Source organism: Helicobacter sp. T3_23-1059, from assembly GCF_053654515.1.
Genome location: NZ_JBSIUV010000015.1, coordinates 31,929 through 54,965, shown reverse-complemented (window position 1 = coordinate 54,965; position 23,037 = coordinate 31,929). Strand labels below are relative to the sequence as shown.

The following is a 23,037-nucleotide window of genomic DNA, read 5'->3' as shown; positions in this document are numbered from 1 at the left end:
TTTGCTTGCGGGTTCAAAAAGCCCCGCAAAATAACTGCTATGCAAATAACATAAAAAGGCAAGGAGATGAAAGAAGTAAAAAAAGTCCCATTTTTGGACTTAAAAGCGCAGTTTGAGGATTTGCAAAAAGAAGTGCTAAAGGGCATAAAAAGCGTATGTGAAAATGCGGATTTTGTGCTAGGAAGCGCAGTTAGGGAGTTTGAGGAAAATTTTAGTAGTTTAGTTTTTAGTCAAACGCCTAAAAAACCAAAAGAAAAACTAGATGAAGCGGTAGAGGAGCTACTACATAGCGCGTATCACAAAAATCACTGCGTAGGCGTGGGTAATGGCACAGACGCGCTTCAAATCGCGCTAAGGGCGTTAGATTTGCCACCTCATAGCGAAGTGATAATCCCTGCAAATACTTATTTTGCCTGCGCAGAAGCTGTGCTAAATGCGGGGCTAAATCTCGCCATAATTGATTGTGATAAAAAAGGTAGATTTCACATAAGCAAAGAGAATCTAAGCCCTAATACTCGCGCTTTTATCGCTGTGCATTTATATGGCAGGGTGCTTGATTTGGATTTTTTAAGTGATTTTGCTAAGCAGCATAATCTAGCCTTTGTCGAGGACTGCGCTCAAGCACACGGAGGTGCTGATAAAAAAGGGCGAAGCGTGGGCAGTGTGGGCGATATAGCGACTTTTAGTTTTTATCCGGGTAAAAATCTAGGTGCGTATGGCGATGGCGGAGCGGTGCTATCAAAAGATATAAATCTACTCCAAAAAGCTAGACAAATCGCAAATCACGGGCAAGAATACGCAAATGACGCGTTTGTAAAAAATCACCACATAGCAATAGGATACAACTCAAGGCTAGATTCTATCCAAGCAAAGATTCTAAACATTAAGCTAGCATTGCTCCAAACGCATAATGAATATCGCACTAGGGCTGCTAGGAGGTATTATCTTAGATTAGAATCTTTAGCGAAAAAGGGACATTTTATCTTGCCAGAATTTAGCGAATCGCATGTATGGCATCTTTTTGTCATAGAATGGCTTATGGAGGGCGAAAAAAGCAGGGATAAACTATGCGAATTTTTGCGACAAAACGGCATAGAATGCGGTATGCACTATCCAACCGCGCTTAGTGATATAGAGGTGCTAAAAAATGATAATCGCGTGCGGATAATGTCTACGCCAAATGCTTCAAGACGCGCCAAAACTATCTTAAGCCTGCCTATGGGAGAGCATCTAAAAAACAAGCATATCGAATATATTAGCGATAAAATCGAGGAGTTTATCAAAAAATAGATTTTGATTAAGTTTGTATCATACTTTGGTTTTAATCTAAAATCAAAGTATCCAAACGATTTTTTGATTTTTTGCTTTGTGTGAGAAAAATCGCATTTAATAGATTTTGGGTTTTTTTTGTGCTATCTAAATATCATAAAATATAATAAAAAGTGTCGCAAAAAAGTATCGCTAAAAACATAAAAAACTTGCCAAATTCCACAAACAACATAAAAAAATCACAACAAATAAAAATCTAAAATGTGTATAAAATCCATAAAAAAACCTAAAAAACTTTGATATTTCATTGTGTAAGAAAATGTTTGCAAAATCTAAGCAAAACAAGCAAAATCTAAGCGCATAAATATCACAAATAAACTACATATATTTATAAAAAATGCCGATAAAAATCAAAGCGAAATGTTTGGAAAAACTTTTGTAATTTGTCCTTATTTTACGCTAATAAATTTTGTATTTTTGGTGTATTTTTTGTGTTTTGTTAGCCTAAATTAAGGAAAAATTTGCAAAAATTCCACCACTTCAAATCCAAATGCAAAAGGAAGGAAAAAGCAATGTTGCAAAATATGAAACTTGGGACAAAAGTCGTGCTGTTTATAAACGGCATTGTTATGGCGATTATGGCGATTATGTGCATCACTATCTATATGCGCTCCGCTAGCATACAGACAGAAGAGAGCAACGCCCTAATCAAGTCGATTTCAGAGCGATATTCTCAATATATGAGAAGATATATGGGCGAAGTGGTTAGCTCACTAAAAACAACTGAAGTCGTGCTAGAATCGCTTATCCAAAGAGGTGGTGGCAGTGCGTATAGCCAAGAAATGATGCAAAATGTCTTAATCGGTGCGCTAAATAGTAATGTAACGGCTAGCTGGACATATCTGTATCTAAAAGACCCCGCTTATAAGGGGGAAGCTATCGTAAATCCAAAACATAGGCTATCAAATGGAGAATTTTTGATTCTCACAGAAGATATTAACCACACGCAAAAAGGCTCTTTAGTATCTGCTGATGATATTGTGCTAAGTTTTAAAGGACTAAAAAGGGCGATAGAGAGCAAAAATATCGCTATAAGTCCGCCCGCGTTTAAAAAAGTCAATGGCAGACAAATGTATGGCGTATCTGTGAATGTGCCTATTTTTGATGCTAATAGAAATGTCATCGGCGTGATTGGCACGCTAGTAGAGACAGATAGATTTAGAGAGAGAATCATAGAAGGGCTAAAAGCTGGGCATATAGAAGGGGCATTTCCTTTTGTGTTGCTAGATGATGGGACGATTTTGGTGCATAATGACTTAAAGCTACAAGGGGATAATCTTGCAAATGTAAATAAAGACGCCACCGTATCAAAGCTGCTTCAAGTAGTAAAATCCCACCAAGATAGCGTGCAAATCTACAAAACCACAGCTGGATTATCTGGCTATGCGAGTATCAGCTCTTTTGAAGTATCACCGGGTAGCGGGACTTATTGGAGTATGGTAGTGGCTGCGCCTGAAGATTCTGTGATGGCGCCTGTGTATGCTCTGCGAAATGTCATCGTGCTAGGCTGTATCGTGGGGCTTATCGCTATTGCGTTGCTTGTGGCGTGGTATATTAAATCTCGCGTGGTGATGAGAATCGGCAAAGTTTCTGCGACACTTCTAGCGTTTTTTAAATATTTAAACCACGAGACAAATACCCCTCCACCACCGCTTAAAATCATAGTCGCAGGCGATGAAATCGGTGCTATGGGAATCGCGCTAAATGAAAATACCAAACGCACGCAAGAAACCCTTGAGCAAGATGCAAGCGTGATAAAAGAAGTGGTGCATATGGTAGATGAAGCAAAAGCGGGTAGATTTGGCAAAAATATCACACAAAGCACCAACAACCCTCAAGTAAATACGCTAAAAGAGAAAATCAACGAAATGTCTCAAACGCTATTTAACCTTGTCGGTGGGGATTTGGAAAATCCTGCAAGAGTGTTTGCTTCATACCAAAAAAATGACTTTACGCCAAGAATCAATAATCCTCAAGGACTAGAAAAAAGCATAAATCAGCTAGGGGATTCTATCGTGGATATGCTAAAAGTCTCTGCAAACTTCGCAAAAGAGCTAAAAGGGCAGGCAGAAGAGCTAAGCAAGTCTATGCAGATTTTGACAGAAGGCTCACAAACCCAAGCTAGCTCTGTGGAGCAAACCGCCGCAGCAGTGGAGCAAATCAACTCATCTATGCAAAATGTCGCAAGCAAGACAAACGAAGCTACACAACAAGCTGAAGACATAAAAAATATCGTAAGCGTGATAAAAGACATAGCCGAGCAAACAAACTTGCTAGCTCTAAATGCTGCTATCGAAGCAGCAAGGGCTGGAGAGCACGGACGCGGATTTGCAGTCGTAGCAGATGAGGTGCGAAAGCTAGCAGAGCGCACCACACGAAGCCTTAGCGAAATCGAAGCAAATGTAAATATCCTCGTGCAATCAGTAAATGAGATGAGTGAATCTATCAATGAGCAAACAGAGGGCTTAGGACAGATAAACGAAGCCATCGAGCAGTTTGAGAGTATCACTCAACAAAACTTGCAAGTGGCAAACAGCACAAATGAGGTTACTAAGCGCGTAAATGGCATCGCCCTAGAAATCGCTAATGACACGGACAAAAAGAAATTCTAAGCCTTTTTGAATGTGTTTAGATTTTGTGCTTTTTTGCGCGTGATTTTTGTGCTTGAGAGGTTTTGATGGCTTTTTATTAGGCGTCAAAACTTCTCATTAAAGTTTTGTAATTTATAAATTTTTTAGAGAATCTTTGCTTTTTTAGAGTTGTTTTTTACAAATTATTGTTTATATTTTATGTCATTTTTTTTAGTTGATTACGCTTATTTTGCAAACGCAACGCAAAAACAAAGTCCCTAAATCTACCCAAAAATTTCAAAAAAATGCTATAATCGCGCAACTTCTATCGTTAGGAGCGATAATGACCCAAGAAGAATTAGACGCGCTAATGAGTGCAGGTGCTACCAGCGCGGAAAATGCCGAGTTAGATTCTGCTACACAAGAATCTAACTCTCAATCCAAAGCCAAAGATGATTTTGATACAAGCAATTTTCGTGTAGATGCTTCCAAAGAGTGGCCCCCACCTCCACCAAATAGCGACCATAAAGTCGTTCATCAGCTTGATGATGTTACGCGTGATACAGAGGCAAAAGCGGGCGAAGTGTTTGACCAGCTAGATATTATCGGGGCAAACGCTGATGATGTCGCAAAAGCTGCAAAATCCCTAAAAGAATACCTAGCAAAACAAGAAGAAATATTTGCAAAACTTACAGAAAAATTCCCAAATGTCAAGGCATTTGCAGAATCTGCTGAAAATACAAAAACTGCCAAAGATAGCGTGGCAAAAATCATTGATGGAGCAAATGCCTGCTCTGATGCTATGCTACAAGCGATGGATATAATGCAATTTCAAGATATTAACAGGCAGAGAATCGAGCGCGTTATCAATGTGATGCGTGCATTAGCGCAATATATGAACTCCCTCTTTGAAAGCAAAATCGATGATAGCAAACGCGTATCAAGTGCCGTGTATATACAGGGCGATGATAATGCTGATGTGGCAAATGCCGAAGAAATCGAAAATCTAATCGCCTCTTTTGGTGCAAAAAACTAGACAAACTAGAAAAAAACTAATGGCGCAAAAAAACCAAGCAATGCAAAATCTAGCTAATAAATCATAGATTTTGAAGCGACACTTACCAAAGATTTACCAACACTAAAAAATGCAACATAAAAAATATCCACAAATCCCGCAACTACTATCCCCCGCAGGCAATCTACACAAACTAAAAGTATCCATAGCTTACGGCGCAGACGCGGTGTATGGTAGCCCTAGTCAGTTTTCTTTGCGCTCGCGTGCGGGGCAGGATTTTGGGATAAAAGATTTTGCTTTAGGCATAGACTACGCACACAAAAAAGGCAAAAAAGTTTTTGTAACCATAAATGGATTCCCGTTTAACTCCCAACTAGAATCCTTAAAATCCCATATCTTAAAAATGGCAGAGCTAAAACCAGATGCCTTTATCGTAGCCGCCCCGGGCATAGTAAGGCTTTGCAAAAATCTAGCCCCGCAAGTGCCTATCCATCTATCCACCCAAGCAAATGTGCTAAATGTGCTTGATGCGCAGGTGTTTTTTGATATGGGGGTAAAGCGCATAGTCGCCGCACGCGAGCTAAGCCTAAAAGACGCGCTAATCATCAAAAAAGAGATTCCCAAACTTGAATTAGAGATTTTCATACACGGCAGTATGTGTTTTGCATTTTCAGGCCGTTGCCTTATCTCATCGCTACAAAATGGACGAATGCCAAATCGCGGAAGTTGCGCAAATGACTGCCGATTTGACTACACATATTTTGTGCGCTCAAAAAAAAGTGGCGAGTTAGTAGAATTTGATGAAAATGAATTTTATGCTAAAAACCCCGATAATGGCGTGCTTTTGCGACTACAAGAAGAAGAGGGGTTTGGCACGCATATTTTTAACTCCAAAGACTTAAATCTAGCTAGCCACATAAAAGAAATCATCGATAGCGACTGCATATCCGCGCTAAAAATCGAAGGACGCACCAAAAGCACATATTACGCAGGCGTTACCGCACGCACTTACAAAATGGCATTAAATGACTATGAGCGCGGAATCTTTACCCCACAAATCTACCAAGATGAGCTTCACACGCTTAAAAATCGCGGATTTACCGATGGATTTTTGGTGCGAAAGCCATTTGAGCGACTAGATACGCAAAATCACTTCACAGCCATAAGCGAGGGAAGTTACCAAGTGAATGCCGAAGTAAGCGAGTGTGGCGAGCTAGCGATGTGTCGGCATACTATCCGCGCAGGCGAGGAAAAAGAAATAATAACGCCGCTAGATTCTCATATTTGCGAAAAAAAGGGAGTTTTTGGCGAAATCTACAAAAAAATCGAAAATGGACGCGAAAAATATTTTATGCGATTTGAAAAAATCCTGCTAGAAAATGGCAAAGAGCTAGATTCTATCCATAGTGGCAATACAAACGCATTTGCATTGCCCGTGCCGCTCCCGCCTTTTAGCTTTTTGCGTGAGCGGATTTTGTGAGTTTTGGTGTTTTTAGATTTTATGGATTTTGCGCGTTTGTAGATTTTTGTGTTTTTAGCGTTGTTTAGGGGTTTGCTACCCATAAATCGTGTCAAAATCTATTTAAAATCTACCCAAAATTTAGCAACAAAAACAGCTTAAGCAAAAAAATTACGCGTTTTTTAGAATCTCACATTTTGTTTATAAAAAACAAAATTCATTTTTTTAATTTACTTTTTTTGTGTGTTTATGCGTTATGATTCTTACTTGTTTTTTGCTTGAAGCTAAAATGCACAAAACACATTTCAAAAGGAGTTTATCTATGAACTACAAAGCCTCTCTCTCTCTCTTGTAAATAGCTTTTTTCTTTTATCGTGTCTAGCGTGTCTTTCACTCGCACAGGCTAATCAACTTGAAAATTCGTTAGATTTTTCATCTAATAGCACTCAAACTACACAGCCAAATCAATCAAATCAACCAACAACGCAAGATTTTCAAACCACCAAACAACTAAATCAAGTGCCTACAAAACTGCAAAATCGAAATAAAGGCAATTTTTCTTTTGAATTTGGAATAGGATATGTCGCAAGCTGGTTTAGTGCTAGACAAAATTTTGCAGAACCTGTAATATTTGCAGACGGAAGCGTGCGACAAGAATTGCACAAAGACAAATCCCGAGCAGATGGCGTAGATTTGTATTTCAATGGAAACTATTACATAAAAGAACGATTTGGCTGGACTTTTGGCGTAGGAATGGAATTTATAGATATAAATTGGAAAAATGGTGGGCTTGCTGAATTTTCTTATTACAGCACGAGTAGCGTGAGTGTAGAAGCAAACAAAAGTGATTTTTTATACGCTATGTATTATCACACAGGATTTTTTGGCGATGTGTGGAGGCGCAAAAATCAATCATTGCGACTTTTTGGGACGATTGGTGTGTCGATAGATTTTTTAATCGGCGGTTTGTATGAAAAAGAAAAACCTGATTGTAAAAATTCATACTACGGTGGAATCTGCACGCCAACATACACAAGCATTTATAGCACAAAAGACAAAACCATTTCTGCTACCCTGCCTATCCAACTAGGGCTACGATATAGCTTTGCTACGCGACACGGAATCGAAGTTTTTAGCAAATATCACGCATTAAGTTGGAATTTCACGCAAGCGCATAATAGCTTACCAAATCTATACACAAGGATTTCGCGCGGTGCAAGCGTGGGCGTGCGCTATGTGTATGAATACAAATAAAGGAGCAAGAAATGAAAAAACTTATCATAAGCCTTTGTGCTATTGCGCTATTTTCTAACGCAACCCAAGTAAAGCAAAAATATGATACAAACAAAGATTATGGATTTGTGCTAAATGAAAAAATAAATGGCATACAAAATCCACCGCAAAACAAAGCTAGAATCTATGGCTTTATGCCAAATAAAACTTTTTACTATTTCACTCGCTACAACGCCACTATACACACGCTAGAGCAAGCAAATAATGATTTTAGTGAAGGATATTTCTTTGGATTTGCGCGACCGGGCGAGGTGTTTTATATCGATATTGTGCCAAGTGGAGAGCCTGTATTTATTTCTGTTAAGACGGTCGCTAGGAAGCATATTTATTTTACTCCACAAGCTGGGAAAATCTATTGTGTCAAAATGGAGCTAAGAGGAGGGGCAAAATTCACGCTCGTTGAAAAACAAGAATGCACCACCTATGTATCACAGCATATTAGAAGCGATTTTATGAGGCAATGGCTTGAGGATAAGCAGAGGTTTGAAAATCCACCAAAAAAAGAGGAAAAACAAACCAACTCAAAAAGCAACTCACAAGATGGCGAATGGGATTGGTAAAAAAACTTAAAAAACATAGAAATATCAACACATATCAACACAAAGGAGAATCTAAGTATGAAAACAGAGCTACATTTGTTATGTATGGTGATTTTTGGGATTTTGTTTAGTGGCTGTGCTACGATGATAGATGGAGCAAAACAAAAAGTGTGGCTTATAGCACAAGATAGGCAAAGTGTAGTCGCAACTATTGGCAAAGAAAAAGTGCAACTGCCCGCAGAAGTAGAGCTACCACGAAAAGGCGTGCTTATCGAAGTGTTAGAAGTAGATAATGCGGGCTATAAAGATAGCAGGGTGCATTCAAGCAGTATTGGGGCTACAATAGCAAATCAAAGTGTGGCTAGTCGTATTAGTTCAGGTATTGGCGGAGCTATTTTTATAATTCCTATAAACTTGATACCAAAGATCGTTGATGGGATTTCAGGTGCTGCATATCAATATGGCAATGAGCAACTAATAATCCCCGTATATCCACAAAAATGCAACATAAAATAAGGATACAAAATGAAGTATGTTTTGAATAATATTTTGAAAATATCAGCATTTGGTTTAATGGCGTTTCTTTTTAGCGGTTGTCAAAAAGCGTTTGTAACAATGATAAGCTCTGATGGAGGCAATCCTATCATCACAATCGATGGGCAAAAAGCTAGGCTTCCTGCAAAAGTGTGTTTTAACTGCAACAAAAAACAAGCACAAATCAAAGTAAAACGCAAAATGTTTAAAGGTGGCAAAGAAGTGCAGATTCTAAATGAGGATAACCCAAGCTATGAAAATAGTTCGGTAAATGCGGAGTTTTTGATTTTTGGCGCGCAAAAGGCAAAAAATCTAGGAATAAAAAATGGGGATAAAAAATCAAAATATGTGATTGTCCCTGCTTATCCAAAATGTCAATAAAGCCATAAAATCCTAACCCGACAAAAAAGCGCAAGCACAAAAATCCTAAACCCAAAAAATTACAATCAAGTAGCAAAATCTAATATTTGAAAAATGTTAGATTTTAATATACGCAAAAATCCCCTACAAATTTATAAAGATTTTGCAAAATCTTATATCTTGCGATATGTCCTACAAATCGCGTATTTTTTTTGCTGGATTGCCCGCGTAGATTCCGCTTTTTGTTATGTCTTTGGTTACTACGCTTCCTGCGCCGATTACGACATTATCACAGATTTTCACGGGCAAAATCGTAGCATTACTCCCGATACTTACGCGATTTCCTATGTTTGCGCCACGCCATTTGGATTTACTAGCACTAGGCTTACCCTCACTAAACAAATCATTTACAAATACCACGCTATGCCCGATAAAGCAGTCATTGCCAATGCGCGTAAGAGAGCAAATAAAACTATGGCTTTGGATACGGCAGTTATGCCCGATTGTTACTTCGCTTTGCACTTCTACAAATGGTCCTACAAAGCAATTATCCCCAAAATGACAGCCATATAGATTTGTAGGGCTTACCACGCAAAAATTTTTGCCCATTGTGATATTTTCAATCCCGCTTTGCAAAATGTTGATTTTGTTTTTTGGTTGCGTAAAATCGCGTGAATTTTTTCTTTTTTGTGGATTTTTGCTAGGTTTTTGCGTTTTTTGATTTTGTGTGTTTGGATTTTTTTTATTTGCCATCTTTTATGCCCTGTATTTCCCATTCTATCGCATAGATTTTGTTTTTTGCGCTATCTAGTTTTTCCATTTTTTGTGCGGCGTTTTTGTCATAGTCGCTTGGCACGCGCAAAGCTAGCAGGCTTTGGGTATCCATCACGCCATCAGCATTTGTTTTGTATAGCCTTGAGAGGATTTCCTCGCCCTGTGTGGAAAACAAGTAGCAATAAAGCCCGATAGCCACCTTTGCGCTTGGAGCGCGAAGCACGATGATTCCTGCATTTACCACGCTTGGGATTTTGTCTATGCGCGTTGTGTCTATGTTTTTGGTTTGCCACACTTCTTTTTTGTGCATAGCCTGCGTGCCTACGATGGCGATTTTGGGACTTATGCCACGAAGGGATAGCAAAATATCATAGGGTTTTATGTGGTATTTGTGGATTTTAGCGATATTGCCTTTAGTTTTTTTGCTACCAAAACTTTGCGTCCAGCCACAAATCGCAAAATCCGCAATCCCAATATCATAAAACTCAATATCCTCATCTTTGTGTGTGCCTTGCACTCTTTGCCCGCGAAAAATCTCCACGCCTAAATCTTGCAAACTAAAATCTTTTGCAAGATTTAGGGGGGTTTTTATGGCATTGTGGTGGCTAAAATGGTTTAGTGTGCTTTGTGCTAATGGCTGTAAGCGCGAGTTTATGTAGCTTTGGGCGCGCAAATCTTTTGGGTAGATTTTGCTAAGCGGGGTTAGGGCAGAATGCGGGGTTAGCTTTTTGTATCGATAGATTTCTAGGATTCTATCGATATTTTTTAGGCGATTATATTTGCCATCTTTTGTGTAGAAATGCTCATTATTTGTGTTGATATGCAAAATCTCTTTGTTGCCTTTTGAAATCACAAGCACCGAAAAATCATAATTTTGATGAGGGAAAATATTTTTTGGTAGCTCTATGATTGCTTCTATAAGCCCATTTTGGCACAAATATGAGCGGAGTTTGCCCTCTAGTGCGGATTTTAGCAGTGTTTGATTTCGCACGATAAAAACGCCTTTTTGCTTCAAATGCGCTAGAGAATGAGTCAAAAAAACTAATTCTGGATAGGATTTTACTAAGATGCCTGTTTTTGCAAACCTTGAATCATCTTTTAGATTTTCCGTGCTCATTTGCGCATTTAGCGGGGGATTGCAAAGGATTTTATCAAACTTTACAAAAACGCTAGATTCTGTATTTTGCTTAGATTTTGGATTTTTTAGGTTTTTTATATTGTGATTTTGAGCGAGATTTTTTGCAGTATTTTGTGCGGGATTTTGCAATGCGTTGATTCTAAAAAGTGGATTTACCAAAATATCGCTTACACCTAAATGTGTGTTTTTTATCCCGCTAATATGCGCAACCAACCTTGCAATAAATGCTAGCTTAGAATCTAGCTCCTCGCCATAGAGTTTGATATTTGGATTTTTTAGGCTTAAAAATACGCTTCCTATTCCATAGCAGGGATTGTATATTTCTTCGTTTTCTTGTATGTCTAAAATCCCTATTAAAAGATCGTTTATTTCGCTAGGCGTGGAATAAAAATAAAGTTTGTTTGAGGTTTTTTTCTGCGTGATAATGTCTAAAAATCGCTCGATAAAAGCATTGCAAAAAGCAGGATTTTTGCTTGAAATTGGGCTTTGTTCAATAAGTCGCAAAATCTTTTGCATACTTGCTTTAGAATCTAGCGGGATAAACTTCGCGTGGCTAAAATCTACATTTATTTTTGTGGCTTGGGATTTTGTAGCTGGGATTTGACTAAGATTTTGGCTAAAATCTATTTTTGATTCTAAAAGCGTATGAAATAGCTCTCTTGCGCTGTTTTTGTCTAGTTTTAGCAATTTGGCGTAGTCTTTTTTGTAGTGTATTTTTAGCAAGCAGATTTGGAGTATCACGCAAAGCGCGTCAAGCGCGTCAATGTAGTATGGTTTAAGATAATCAAAACATTTTATGAGAGAAAAAAGAGAATCGTTGTCTATACATTGCGGATTTTGGCGCGGATTTTGGCATTGTGTTTTTGGGTTTTGTAGATTTTGGGTTTTAAACTTTTTTGGCTCTAGATTTTGTTTTTTTAATGGCATAAAAACTCCATTTGCTAGAAAATATGCGCAAGATTTTAGCAATTTTTGCCTAAATCTTAGTCTAAAACCTGCTAAAAGGCTATAATTTTGGTTTTGATTTTGCGTAATTTGCATAAATCTAAAAAATAAATGCGAATCTACAAAACAAAATCTACAAAATCTAGGCAAGATTTTTAAAATTTTTGATAAAGGTGGTAAAAATGCTAGAGATTTTTCCTGCGATTGATTTAAAAGGTGGCAAGGCTGTAAGGCTTTATCAAGGGGAGTTTAGTAGCGCTAAAGTGTATGGAGAGGCGTTGGACTTTTTGCGTGAGTTTGAAAAAAGCGGGGCAAAATGGGTGCATATCGTGGATTTAGATGGCGCACTTAGTGGCAAAAAAGAAAATCTAGCCCTTATAGAATCTTTGCGCAAAAACACTGCGCTAAAAATCCAAGTGGGCGGAGGAATCCGCGATGAAGAATCTATCCAAAAATACATAAATATCGGTGTAAATCGCGTGATACTAGGCTCTATCGCGCTACAAAATGTAGATTTTACCAAACAAATGGCAAGCATTTATCCTGTGGCTGTTGGCATAGATGCGAGGGGAGGAAAAGTCGCCATAGAGGGCTGGGGAAGCGTAAGCGAGATAGAGGCGACTACGCTAGCAAAGCGATATGCAGATTCTGCCATCGAGGCGATTATTTGCACGGATATTTCAAAAGATGGGGCATTAAGCGGGGTCAATGTGGATTTTACGCTATCGATTGCCAAAGCCTCTGGCAAGCCAACTATCGCAAGTGGCGGGTGCAAAGGCATAGAAGATGTGGTTGCTTTAGTAGAATCTTTTGCAAAAGAGAATCTAAAAGGAGGGCTTATCATCGGCAAGGCGTTTTATGAGGGAAAAATCGATTTGAAAGAAGCGTTGCAAACAAGCATTTCAAAAAAATAGCTTTTATCTTTTGTAAGATTTTGGCGATTTTATTGCGTTTGTCAATCGCATATCATAATTTCGCAAAATACACAATAAGCTAAGAATAGGAAAATCTTAATGGTTTTTATGCTATTATTCCATAATTTTAAAAGGTGCGTAGCATTTTGCCGATTTGCCCTTTAACTTAAAAAAATAATTAAAGGAGTTTCCCTTGAGATTATTAGTCGTAGATGATAGCTCCACAATGAGACGAATCATAAAAAACACTCTTGAGCGACTAGGCTACCAAGATATTTTAGAGGCTGAACACGGCGTGCAAGCGTGGGAGATTATGGATGGGCAAGAGGGCATAGGGGTTTTGATTACAGATTGGAATATGCCTGAAATGAATGGACTAGATTTGGTAAAAAAAGTCCGCGCTGATGGCAGGTATAAAGAAATCCCAATTATTATGGTAACTACTGAGGGTGGCAAATCTGAAGTCATAACCGCGCTAAAAGCAGGCGTAAATAATTACATTGTAAAGCCATTTACCCCCCAAGTGTTAAAAGAAAAACTAGAAGTCGTGCTAGGGGTAAATGACTAGCCAAAAAGTTATCGGCAAAAGCGTCTTAGTCGCGTCTTGCCACACTTTATTTATTATAGATTATGAATCCTTACTACTACGAAACTTGTATTATTCCCACAGATTATGTTGATATTTTTTGTGATTTTGTGCTAGAAATCACAAAAGAAGCTATCGAGCAAAAAACTATCACTTTACAAGAATGGCAAGAATCCTCAAAAAACACTACAAACAAAAACACCAAAAACACTAAAACTACCAAATCTGCTAAAAATTTCAAATGGGATTTTTGTAGCACAGATTTTAGTAAAATCTGTGCTACCGCAAAAAACACAAAATCTAAAACAATAAATTCCATAATTATCCGCTCAATATCAAATCCTAAAAAATTGCTAGAATCTCTAAAAGATTTTGCAAATGTCTTAAGCGAGCGAGTAGATAAAAAAATCGGCTTTGCTTACAAAAGTCAAAAATGCAAAAACATTGATTGGATAGAGGCTTATAAAAAAGGGGTTAGCCCTATAAAATGCGCTAGATTTTATATCCGTCCCTCTTGGTGTGAGCCTTTGTCTAAATCTTTAGAATCCAAAAATCTATCTACAAACACTACAAACGCCACAAACGCGATAAACGCTGTGCAGGCAAAAAGCCACAAAAACAGCGAAAATAGCGCAGAAATGGTTGAAATGATTATTGATCCTTCGCTTGCATTTGGCTCTGGGCATCACGCAAGCACTTTTTTGTGTTTGGAGAGTTTGCATAGGCTTGATTTAGAAATAGGGCTAAAAGATAAAATGTGCTTAGATTTAGGTTGTGGGAGTGGGATTTTAGGCATAGCGATGGCAAAAATGGGGGCAAAAGTTGAGGTTTGCGATATAGATAAATACGCCATAGAGCAGGCACAAAAAAATTTCGCTCAAAATGCCGTGAGCTATGAAAAAGCGCATATAAGCACGCTTGATAAACTTCTAGCACAAAATGAAACGATGACAAATCGATATGACATTATTTGTGCCAATATTTTAGCTGATGTGTTGTTGCCTTTGCGAGATGATTTTTTGTGCGCGCTAAAACGCGCTTCAAAGCCTACAAATTCCACAAACGCCACGCAAAATCAATCAAAATCTACCAAGCATTTGATATTATCAGGAATCATACAGGATAAAGCAAACCTTATCATTTCACATTTTTGCGCAAAAGATTCTAATTTTGTGCTGTTTAAGGAAACAAGCAAAGATGAATGGGTATGTCTAAATTTTGCTTTATTAGCCTAATTTCTTGCCAAAATATATTATAATTTCGCCTTTAAGTCTTTTGACACAATAAACATTATTTAAGAGGAAACAATGGAGCAAAATACACAAAATAACCAACAAAATGGTGGCAAAAAGCCACCTACACCACCGATTAAGCAAAATCCTATTTTACTTTTTATCGTATTTGCTGTGATTGCTATGTTTGTGGTGAAATTTAGCAGTGGCGAATCTACGCTTTTTAGCACTGCATTTGGTGGCGGTGCTACTCGCAGTGTTGAATATTATGAGCTAAAACAGCTTATTGCTAGCAGGCAGGTTAGCAATGTAAGTATCGGGCAGACGCTCATCAAAGCAAATGGCATAGATTCTAATGGTGCAAAGATTACTTTTGTAGCGAGAAAAGTGGCTGATCCATCGCTTGTGCCTCTGCTAGAGGAGCATAATATTTCTTATGGTGGTTTTAGCGAGAGCAACTTTTTGACTGATATGTTTGGGTGGCTTTTGCCTATTTTGATTTTTCTTGGGCTGTGGATGTTTTTGGCAAGTCGTATGCAAAAAAATATGGGTGGCGGAATCTTTGGTATGGGAAGCTCAAAAAAGCTAGTAAATGCCGAAAAACCAAAAGTCAAATTTGATGATATGGCAGGAAATGAAGAGGCAAAAGAAGAAGTCGTAGAAATCGTAGATTTTCTAAAATACCCTGATAGATATTCCGCTGTGGGTGCAAAAATCCCAAAAGGTGTGCTTTTAGTAGGACCTCCGGGCACAGGCAAAACCCTGCTAGCAAAAGCCGTAGCGGGCGAAGCAAATGTGCCGTTTTTTTCGATGAGTGGGAGTAGCTTTATTGAAATGTTTGTAGGGCTTGGCGCAAGTCGTGTGAGGGATTTGTTTGAAATGGCAAAAAAAGAAGCCCCTAGCATTATTTTTATCGATGAGATTGATGCGATTGGCAAATCTCGTGCGGCAGGAGGAATGGTAGGTGGAAATGATGAGAGAGAGCAAACGCTAAATCAACTTCTAGCAGAAATGGACGGATTTGGTAGTGAAAATGCTCCCGTAATCGTGCTAGCCGCGACAAATCGCCCTGAAGTGCTTGATCCTGCGTTGCTTAGACCGGGTAGGTTTGATAGACAAGTATTGGTAGATAAGCCAGATTTTAGTGGCAGGTTAGAGATTTTAAAAGTCCATATCAAAGCTGTGAAACTTTCTCGCGATGTGGATTTAGAAGAAATCGCAAAACTTACCGCAGGGCTTGCAGGAGCGGATTTAGCAAATATCATCAATGAAGCTGCACTTCTTGCAGGCAGAAATAACCAAAAAGAAGTATCCCAAAGCAATCTAAAAGAAGCCGTAGAGCGCGGAATCGCGGGATTAGAAAAAAAATCTCGCAGAATCTCTCCAAAAGAGAAAAAAATCGTGGCTTACCACGAAAGCGGACACGCCCTAATCGCTGAAATGACAAAAGGAGCTTCAAAGGTAAATAAAGTCTCTATTATCCCTCGTGGTATGGCAGCTCTGGGCTACACGCTAAATACACCCGAAGAAAATAAATACCTTATGCAAAAACACGAATTATTAGCAGAAGTTGATGTATTGCTAGGGGGTAGGGCGGCTGAAGATGTATTTTTGGGCGAAATATCCACAGGTGCTAGCAATGACTTAGAACGCGCCACAGATATATTAAAAGCGATGATAAGCTATTATGGTATGACAAGCGAAAATGGGCTAATGGTGCTAGAAAAACAACGAAACGCATTTTTGGGTGGTGGATTTGGTAGCTCTAGGGAATTTAGCGAAAAAACGGCTGAAAGCGTGGATAGCTTTGTGCGAGGTATGTTAGATTCTCGTTTTGCTGAAGTAAAAAAGACGCTAAAAAGCTATGATGGCGCAATAGAGCTAATGGTAAAAGAGTTATTTGACAAAGAAGTCATCGATGGCTCGCGTGTACGCGAAATCATCACGGATTTTGAAACAAAAAATAATATGCCAACGCGTATTATCCCACAAGAAGAGGAAGCATAAAATCTAGCAAAAATCTAAAAATGGCAAATAATGTCAAAAGTTGTATCAATTTTGCCCTAAAATTTTGTGATAATTTTTATGACAAAGAAGCCAAAAAGTCAAGCAATGTGTGGTAAGATTTTCTTCGTATAGCTTATAGATAGGCTAAAAGTAGTCCGCTAATTAAAAAGGAGTCAAAATGAACAACACACAAATCATTACCAAAGAGAGTTTTAATGGACTTTTTGTGTTTGGAGTTTGGATAGTGTTTTGCTGGTTTTTTTGGGGTTGGGGTTCATTTGGTGTGTTTATAGGCATTGTTGGTGGGCTAGCTTGGATTTGGGCTTATAGAAATCCTGAGCGCATAGCCACACAGCAGGGAAAAGACATAGTCCTAGCTCCCATAGATGGCTATATCACAAATATTGAGCAATTAGAGAATGGTATTTGCATACATATTAAGGTTGGATTTTTTGATGTGGGTTTAGTTCGTGCGCCTACAAGTTGCAAAGAGATTAGCATCTCTAAGCAAGCTGGACTTTTGGCGTATTTTTCCCCTCTAAATGAAAGTCTAAATGAAAGCCTGCACGCAAAATGCAAAAATTTTGAAATGATACTTTTGCCACGCATTTTTAGACATTCTTCATTTTATGCGCCTATCGAATACAGGGCAGGCGATAGAATCGGGTTTATGAAAGTGGGAGAGGTAAAAATGCGCGTTTATGGCAATATTGAAATGATTGCTAGGATTGGGGATAAAACCCAAGCAGGCGTAAGCGTGATAGGCAACCTACGCTAAAAAACGGCACAAAAGGCGAGTTTTGGCAAAAATCAACACAATTTAGATTTTTACCGAAATCTTTATCGCAAAATCGCATAAAAAAAGTCGCATAAACTAGATTTTAGCATTTAAAGAAAAAACACAAAATGGCTAGAATCTGATTTTAAGGATAAGCAATGAATATCAATCCTCTTTTTGTCCTACCAAATCTTTTTACCGCAGGGGGAATCTTTTGCGGTGTGGTAAGCATTATGCTTGCTTCAAATGCTAGATTTGAGCTTGCTGCGTGGCTTATCGTGCTTGCTATGGTGTTTGACGGGCTAGATGGGAGGGTGGCTAGACTTACACACACTACGAGCAAGTTTGGCGTGGAGTTTGATTCTCTAGCCGATATTGTGGCATTTGGGGTAGCTCCTGCTATGTTGCTTTATTATTATATTCCACAGATTGGTGCAAATTACGGATTTGATGGCGAATATGGATTGTATCGCATTTTTGTATGCGCGTTGTTTGTGATTTTTGGTGCGATACGATTAGCGAGGTTTAATGTAACCACAAGCAACATTGAGCCAAATACATTTATAGGGCTTCCCATACCAAGTGCCGCAGTGATTTTGGTGCTTTGGATTTTGCTTGATTTGCGATATGGATTCTTAGCTCCCAAGTTTAGCTATACGCTTCTTATTTTGGCATTTGCTCTAAGTATTTTAATGGTAAGCAATATCCGCTACCCTAGTTTCAAAAAATTGCGCTGGAATCTAAAACTATTTGTTATCTTGCTAATCGCCCTTGCGGCGATTATTAGTTCAAAATTTTATGTGGAGATTTTTTGCGCGTTATTATCCGTGTATATGTTGTATGGCATTGCGCGTTTTATCGTGCTTATGTGCAAAGTCCTCCTTAAAAAATGTTAGAGTTTTTGTGTGAAATTTGTGCTAAAAAAATGTAGCACGATTGCTATTTTGGATTCTAAAAATAGATTTTTAAATGCAAAAAAATCTAAAAACATAGAATCTAGTTTTGTAAATAAGGAAAAATAAAAGGAAAACAAAATGAAAAATACAACTAATGATAGAATCATCATATTTGATACGACATTGCGAGATGGCGAGCAAAGCCCCGGTGCTTCGATGAATATCGAAGAAAAAATCCAAATCGCATTGCAATTAGAAAAACTAGGCGTTGATGTCATAGAAGCGGGTTTTGCAGCATCTAGCCCCGGAGATTTTGAAGCGATACACCAAATCGCCCAAAGGCTTACCACTACGAGCGTTTGCTCCCTAGCACGCGCAGTGGATAGCGATATAGAGTCCGCCGCAAAAGCGATAAAACCCGCAAAATTAAAGCGAATCCACACCTTTATCGCTACAAGTCCCATACATATGCAATACAAGCTAAAACTCCCTCCAAATGAAGTCATAAATCGTGCGATAAATGCCGTGAAATTAGCAAAATCATTGTGCGAAGATGTAGAATTTAGCTGTGAAGATGCGCTTAGAAGCGATATAGGATTTTTAAAAGAAATCTTGCCAGCAGTAGTCCAAGCGGGGGCTAGCACGATAAATCTCCCCGATACTGTTGGGTATCGTTTGCCAAATGAGATTGGAGCATTTATGGGCGAAATCTATGCGTTTTTGCAAGATAGGGTAGGGGATAAGGCATTGTTATCTACGCATTGTCATAATGATTTGGGGCTAGCTGTGGCAAACTCAATCGCAGCAATCCAAAATGGCGTCCGTCAAGTAGAATGCACTATAAATGGTTTGGGTGAGAGGGCAGGAAATACCGCGCTAGAAGAAATTGTGATGATATTAAAAACGCGCAAAGATTTGTTTGCGCAAGATTTTGCAAAAAAAGCCACAAAATCAAATGAGCAAAAAATCTCGCTTGATACGCGCATAAACACCAAAGAGATTTATGCCACAAGCAAGCTAGTAGCAGACATCACAGGTATCCGTCCACAGCCAAATAAAGCAATCGTTGGCAAAAATGCCTTTGCGCATGAAAGCGGAATCCATCAAGATGGTGTGCTAAAAAATCCGCAAACTTATGAAATAATGCGCCCTAGCGATATTGGCATACCTAGTTTTAGTGGCTTAGTGTTGGGCAAGCATTCGGGCAGGGCGGCATTTAGGGATAAAATCAAAGATTTAGGTTTTTCATTAAACGATGATGAAATCCAAGTGGCATTTGAAAAATTTAAGCAACTTTGCGATAGCAAAAAAGAAGTATTTGATGAGGATATTAGCGCGATTTTGCGCGAGCAATCAAACCATATCCCACAAATCTTTAGTCTAAACTTACTTCAAGTGAGCGCGTGTAGCAGTGGCAAATACTGCGCTGCTGTAAGCATAAGCAAACTAGAATCTAAAAACGCTTCAAAAACCTCCAAAGAATCTAAGCACACAAAAGAATCTAAAGATTCTAGCGAAAAAGATTCTAAAGATTCCACAATAGAGGTGGAATACAGCGATTGTGCGCTTGGGAATGGCGCGGTAGATTGCGTGCTAAAGAGCATTGATAGGATTAGTTGCATTAGTGGGCATTTGCTTGACTACAAAGTAGAATCCGTAAGCAAAGGGAAAGACGCCCTAGCAAAAGTCGTAGTCAAAGTCGCCTTTGAGGAAGCAAAAAAGGCGATGATAGGACACGGCATAGATATTGACACGATGAGGGCTACTGCAAAAGCGTATATTTCCGCGCTAAATAGCTATATTTCGATGAAAGAGTTTTTAAAATAAAGTAGGGCTTGTGCAAAAAGCGTTTTTTATAAAAAAAGCAGTTTTTGGAATGTAAGATTTTATGATGAAAAATGCTAGCTTAAAAAATGCAAAATCTAGCGAAGTTTCATTTGATAGATTTTGTGTTGCAAGATTTTATATTGATGGTATGAGCTGTTCTGCGTGCAGTGCGAGCATACAGAGGGCATTAGAGCGTAGAGATTTTGTCAAATCCGCACAGATAAACTTAATCGCAAAATCCGCTATTGTCAAATATGATAGTAAAAAAGCGGATTTAAGCGATATTTTTGCTATTATCTCTAAGCTAGGTTTTAGCCCATATTTAGCGCAATCTAGCTCGACAGAAATCCCAAAATCTAGCCTAGACACTTTTTCAAATCTAACTACAAATTTAGCCCAAAATCAACCCCAAAATCCATCTACAATATTTGCAAACATTGTTGCCAAAATCAAATCGTTGATCGCCACTTTTAACGCACTTGATAAAAAGTTTTTGCCCACTAAAATCCGCGTTTTTATTAGCGTTGTTACTACACTTTTTGTGCTTTATCTTTCAATGTTTCCTATGCTTGTTGAAGCATTTGGGATTTTTAGCGATTTTGCGCTTATTTCGCCATTTGATGACGCACGCATAAATATCGCCGCACAGATTGTTTGCGCGCTTATTGTCGCACACATTGGCAGGGATTTTTATTTCAAAGGTTTTGCCTCACTCATCGCAAAATCCCCCACTATGGATTCTCTTATCGCCATTAGCACCACAAGTGCGTTTGTATATAGTTTGTGGCTGTTATTTAGCGTTGAAAATGCCCATTTGCATGAAGTTCCACATTTATATTTTGAAAGCATTTGCGTGATTATCACATTTGTATTTTGTGGCAAAACCTTAGAATCTAATGCTAAAACGCAGGCAAATGAAGTCATAAACGCCCTTTTATCGCGCAATGCAAAAAATGCCATAAAACTAAAATCTAGCAATATAAATTTGACAAACAATGAAATATCTGTGCCTGTGGGCGAGATAAAAGAGGGCGATTTGTTAAAGATTTTGCCTTTTAGTTTTATCCCTGTTGATGGAGTGGTGGAGAGCGGGAGTTGCGCGATTGATGAGTCAAGCCTAAGTGGCGAAATCTTGCCCGTGCCAAAAAGCATAAATTCCCCCCTTTTTGCAGGCTCGCTAAACACTTCTCAAGCGTTTGTGATGAGGGCTACTTCTAGTGCTGAGCATAGCTCTTTAAGCGCGATGATAGCACTTGTAGAGGAGGCTATCACTTCAAAGCCAAATATTTCGCGCATAGCCGATAAAGTCGCTAGCGTGTTTGTGCCAGCTGTGATTGTGATTGCGCTTGTTGCGGGGGGGATTTGGAGTGTGGCAAAGGATTTTAGTTTTGGATTTGAGATTTTTATAAGCGTATTAGTGATTTCTTGTCCGTGCGCTTTGGGGCTAGCTACGCCATTAGCCGTGATGATAGGCAATGCTTTGGCAAACAAAAATGGCATTTTTTTCAAAAACGCGCAAAGTTTTGAAATCGCTTCAAAAGTAAATAATGTCGTATTTGACAAAACAGGCACGCTTACCCAATCTAGCCTAAAAGTTTGTGAAATCTTATCTTTAAGCGAGTTATCAAAAGAAGAGATTTTAGCACTTAGCGCGGGGCTAGAGAGTGGGAGTGAGCATATTATCGCAAATGCGATTTTAGCACACGCCACACGCGATAGACATTCCACACATAATTTGCAGGAAAAATCACCACTTCTAAAATGTGAATTTAGCGATTTTGTCGCTTATGCAGGGCTAGGGATAAAAGCGACATTGAAAGGAGTTGGACTAGATTTTATGGATTTGAGCGCAAAATCTAGCGCAGATTTTAGTAAAAGCATTTATCCAAAATCTAACGACAAAAAACCTAACACAAAATCTAATTTGGATATATTTCAAAAAGGGCAGATTTTTGCGCTTGGAAGCGCGAAGTTTTTTAACGAGCTAGATTCTAGCGTAAATCTTGATAGCTTGGAGGATACATTGCAAAAAGAAGCGATTTGCGTGTATTTGGGCGTGCAAAACAAAACATCTTATAAGATTTTAGGAGCAATTTATTTGCAAGATAGCATTAAGCCTACTGCCTTGCCACTCATAGATGCGCTAAAAAGCGAGCATATCACGCCATATATCTTAAGTGGCGATGCCCTGCCAAATGTAAGACGCGTAGCAAAAGAGCTAAAAATCAATGATTTTTTAGCACAAGCTAGCCCAAAAGACAAGCTAGAATTTATCAAAAATCTAAAAAATCCACAAACTACGCAAAATCTTTTTGCGCAAGATTCTATGCAAAAAGATTTGTTACAAGATAGTTCTTTGTCGCAGGCAAAATCTTTTGTGAATTTCGCGCAAAAAAAAGATTCTAATCAAATCATAATGATGATAGGCGATGGAATCAATGATGTGGGAGCATTGCAAGCGAGCGATATTTCTGTGAGCTTCAAAGAAGCTAGCGAGGTTAGCGAAAAAAGCGCGGATATTATCATTTATAACCACGATTTAGGCAAAATCTACTATGCGATTTTGCTAAGCAGGGCTGTGCTAGCAAATATCAAACAAAATCTTTTTTGGGCTTTTTGCTATAATGCGCTTTGTATCCCGCTAGCTTGTGGGGTGCTATATGGATTTGGTGTATTGCTAAATCCTAGCTTAGCGGCATTTGCGATGAGTGCTAGCTCTCTTAGCGTGGTTTTAAATGCGCAAAAATTGTGGGGATTTCACACAAAATTTGGGCAAAAATATGTTAAAAATTTGTCCCAAAAAACAAAAACACAAAAATAGATTTTACTAAAAGGAGCAAA

18 protein-coding genes and 1 pseudogene are annotated in these 23,037 nt (G+C 38.6%); 17 read left to right on the top strand and 2 right to left on the bottom strand.

Annotated elements, in window-relative coordinates; all coding sequences use genetic code 11:
* The first annotated feature begins 66 nt into the window (after positions 1–66).
* The 9 genes and pseudogenes from ACWIX0_RS06030 to ACWIX0_RS05990 all read left to right on the top strand — a co-directional run bounded on the left by ACWIX0_RS06030 (position 67) and on the right by ACWIX0_RS05990 (position 9,120).
* The gene (locus tag ACWIX0_RS06030) at positions 67–1,290 is read left to right on the top strand and encodes a DegT/DnrJ/EryC1/StrS family aminotransferase (protein WP_454172803.1); all 1,224 of its coding nucleotides are present in this window, start codon (positions 67–69) and stop codon (positions 1,288–1,290) included.
* Positions 1,291–1,841: 551 nt separating this feature from the next.
* A pseudogene (locus tag ACWIX0_RS06025) lies at positions 1,842–2,474 on the top strand (PDC sensor domain-containing protein); the annotation flags it as partial.
* Positions 2,475–2,765: 291 nt separating this feature from the next.
* On the top strand, positions 2,766–3,941 hold the full coding sequence (locus ACWIX0_RS06020) for a methyl-accepting chemotaxis protein (protein ID WP_454172822.1): 1,176 nt from the start codon (positions 2,766–2,768) through the stop codon (positions 3,939–3,941).
* Positions 3,942–4,242: 301 nt separating this feature from the next.
* Complete coding sequence (locus tag ACWIX0_RS06015) at positions 4,243–4,935, top strand: chemotaxis protein (protein WP_454172801.1); 693 nt, start codon at positions 4,243–4,245, stop codon at positions 4,933–4,935.
* A gap of 109 nt (positions 4,936–5,044) precedes the next feature.
* Positions 5,045–6,394: a peptidase U32 family protein gene (locus ACWIX0_RS06010; protein ID WP_454172799.1), complete on the top strand. Its 1,350-nt coding sequence runs from the start codon at positions 5,045–5,047 to the stop codon at positions 6,392–6,394.
* A gap of 498 nt (positions 6,395–6,892) precedes the next feature.
* Positions 6,893–7,627 carry a hypothetical protein gene (locus ACWIX0_RS06005; RefSeq protein ID WP_454172798.1) on the top strand — a complete coding sequence of 245 codons (735 nt, stop codon included), beginning with the start codon at positions 6,893–6,895 and terminating at the stop codon, positions 7,625–7,627.
* 11 nt (positions 7,628–7,638) lie between these two features.
* Positions 7,639–8,226 (top strand): hypothetical protein, encoded by a 588-nt coding sequence (locus ACWIX0_RS06000; RefSeq protein ID WP_454172796.1) that lies wholly within the window; start codon positions 7,639–7,641, stop codon positions 8,224–8,226.
* A 57-nt stretch (positions 8,227–8,283) separates the two neighbouring features.
* Positions 8,284–8,721, top strand: coding sequence for a hypothetical protein (locus tag ACWIX0_RS05995; RefSeq protein WP_454172795.1), 438 nt, complete (start codon positions 8,284–8,286; stop codon positions 8,719–8,721).
* A 9-nt stretch (positions 8,722–8,730) separates the two neighbouring features.
* A complete protein-coding gene (locus ACWIX0_RS05990; RefSeq protein WP_454172793.1) occupies positions 8,731–9,120 on the top strand; it encodes a hypothetical protein in 390 nt (129 codons plus the stop codon).
* A gap of 171 nt (positions 9,121–9,291) precedes the next feature.
* Here the strand turns inward: ACWIX0_RS05990 and ACWIX0_RS05985 are convergent, their stop codons facing one another.
* Together ACWIX0_RS05985 and ACWIX0_RS05980 are read right to left on the bottom strand one after the other, a co-directional pair.
* Entirely contained in the window at positions 9,292–9,744 is a 453-nt protein-coding gene (locus tag ACWIX0_RS05985; RefSeq protein WP_454172820.1) for an acyltransferase, read from the bottom strand.
* Positions 9,745–9,841: 97 nt separating this feature from the next.
* Positions 9,842–11,938, bottom strand: a complete 2,097-nt coding sequence (locus ACWIX0_RS05980) for an N-6 DNA methylase (protein WP_454172792.1) — start codon at positions 11,936–11,938, stop codon at positions 9,842–9,844.
* A gap of 200 nt (positions 11,939–12,138) precedes the next feature.
* Here ACWIX0_RS05980 and hisA point away from each other — a divergent pair, with 200 nt between their 5' ends.
* The 8 genes from hisA (at position 12,139) to ACWIX0_RS05940 (ending at position 23,017) form a co-directional block, all read left to right on the top strand.
* Positions 12,139–12,870, top strand: coding sequence for a 1-(5-phosphoribosyl)-5-[(5-phosphoribosylamino)methylideneamino]imidazole-4-carboxamide isomerase (gene hisA / locus ACWIX0_RS05975; RefSeq protein ID WP_454172790.1), 732 nt, complete (start codon positions 12,139–12,141; stop codon positions 12,868–12,870).
* A 193-nt stretch (positions 12,871–13,063) separates the two neighbouring features.
* Positions 13,064–13,438 (top strand): chemotaxis response regulator CheY, encoded by a 375-nt coding sequence (locus ACWIX0_RS05970; RefSeq protein ID WP_023927681.1) that lies wholly within the window; start codon positions 13,064–13,066, stop codon positions 13,436–13,438.
* A gap of 62 nt (positions 13,439–13,500) precedes the next feature.
* Positions 13,501–14,691, top strand: coding sequence for a 50S ribosomal protein L11 methyltransferase (locus ACWIX0_RS05965; protein ID WP_454172788.1), 1,191 nt, complete (start codon positions 13,501–13,503; stop codon positions 14,689–14,691).
* A gap of 72 nt (positions 14,692–14,763) precedes the next feature.
* Positions 14,764–16,695, top strand: a complete 1,932-nt coding sequence (ftsH, locus tag ACWIX0_RS05960; RefSeq protein ID WP_454172786.1) for an ATP-dependent zinc metalloprotease FtsH — start codon at positions 14,764–14,766, stop codon at positions 16,693–16,695.
* Positions 16,696–16,873: 178 nt separating this feature from the next.
* Positions 16,874–17,473: a phosphatidylserine decarboxylase gene (locus tag ACWIX0_RS05955; RefSeq protein ID WP_454172784.1), complete on the top strand. Its 600-nt coding sequence runs from the start codon at positions 16,874–16,876 to the stop codon at positions 17,471–17,473.
* A 158-nt stretch (positions 17,474–17,631) separates the two neighbouring features.
* Positions 17,632–18,369 (top strand): CDP-diacylglycerol--serine O-phosphatidyltransferase, encoded by a 738-nt coding sequence (gene pssA / locus ACWIX0_RS05950; RefSeq protein WP_454172782.1) that lies wholly within the window; start codon positions 17,632–17,634, stop codon positions 18,367–18,369.
* Positions 18,370–18,507: 138 nt separating this feature from the next.
* A complete protein-coding gene (locus tag ACWIX0_RS05945; protein WP_454172780.1) occupies positions 18,508–20,196 on the top strand; it encodes a 2-isopropylmalate synthase in 1,689 nt (562 codons plus the stop codon).
* A 64-nt stretch (positions 20,197–20,260) separates the two neighbouring features.
* Entirely contained in the window at positions 20,261–23,017 is a 2,757-nt protein-coding gene (locus ACWIX0_RS05940; protein ID WP_454172778.1) for a heavy metal translocating P-type ATPase, read from the top strand.
* Positions 23,018–23,037 lie beyond the last annotated feature (20 nt).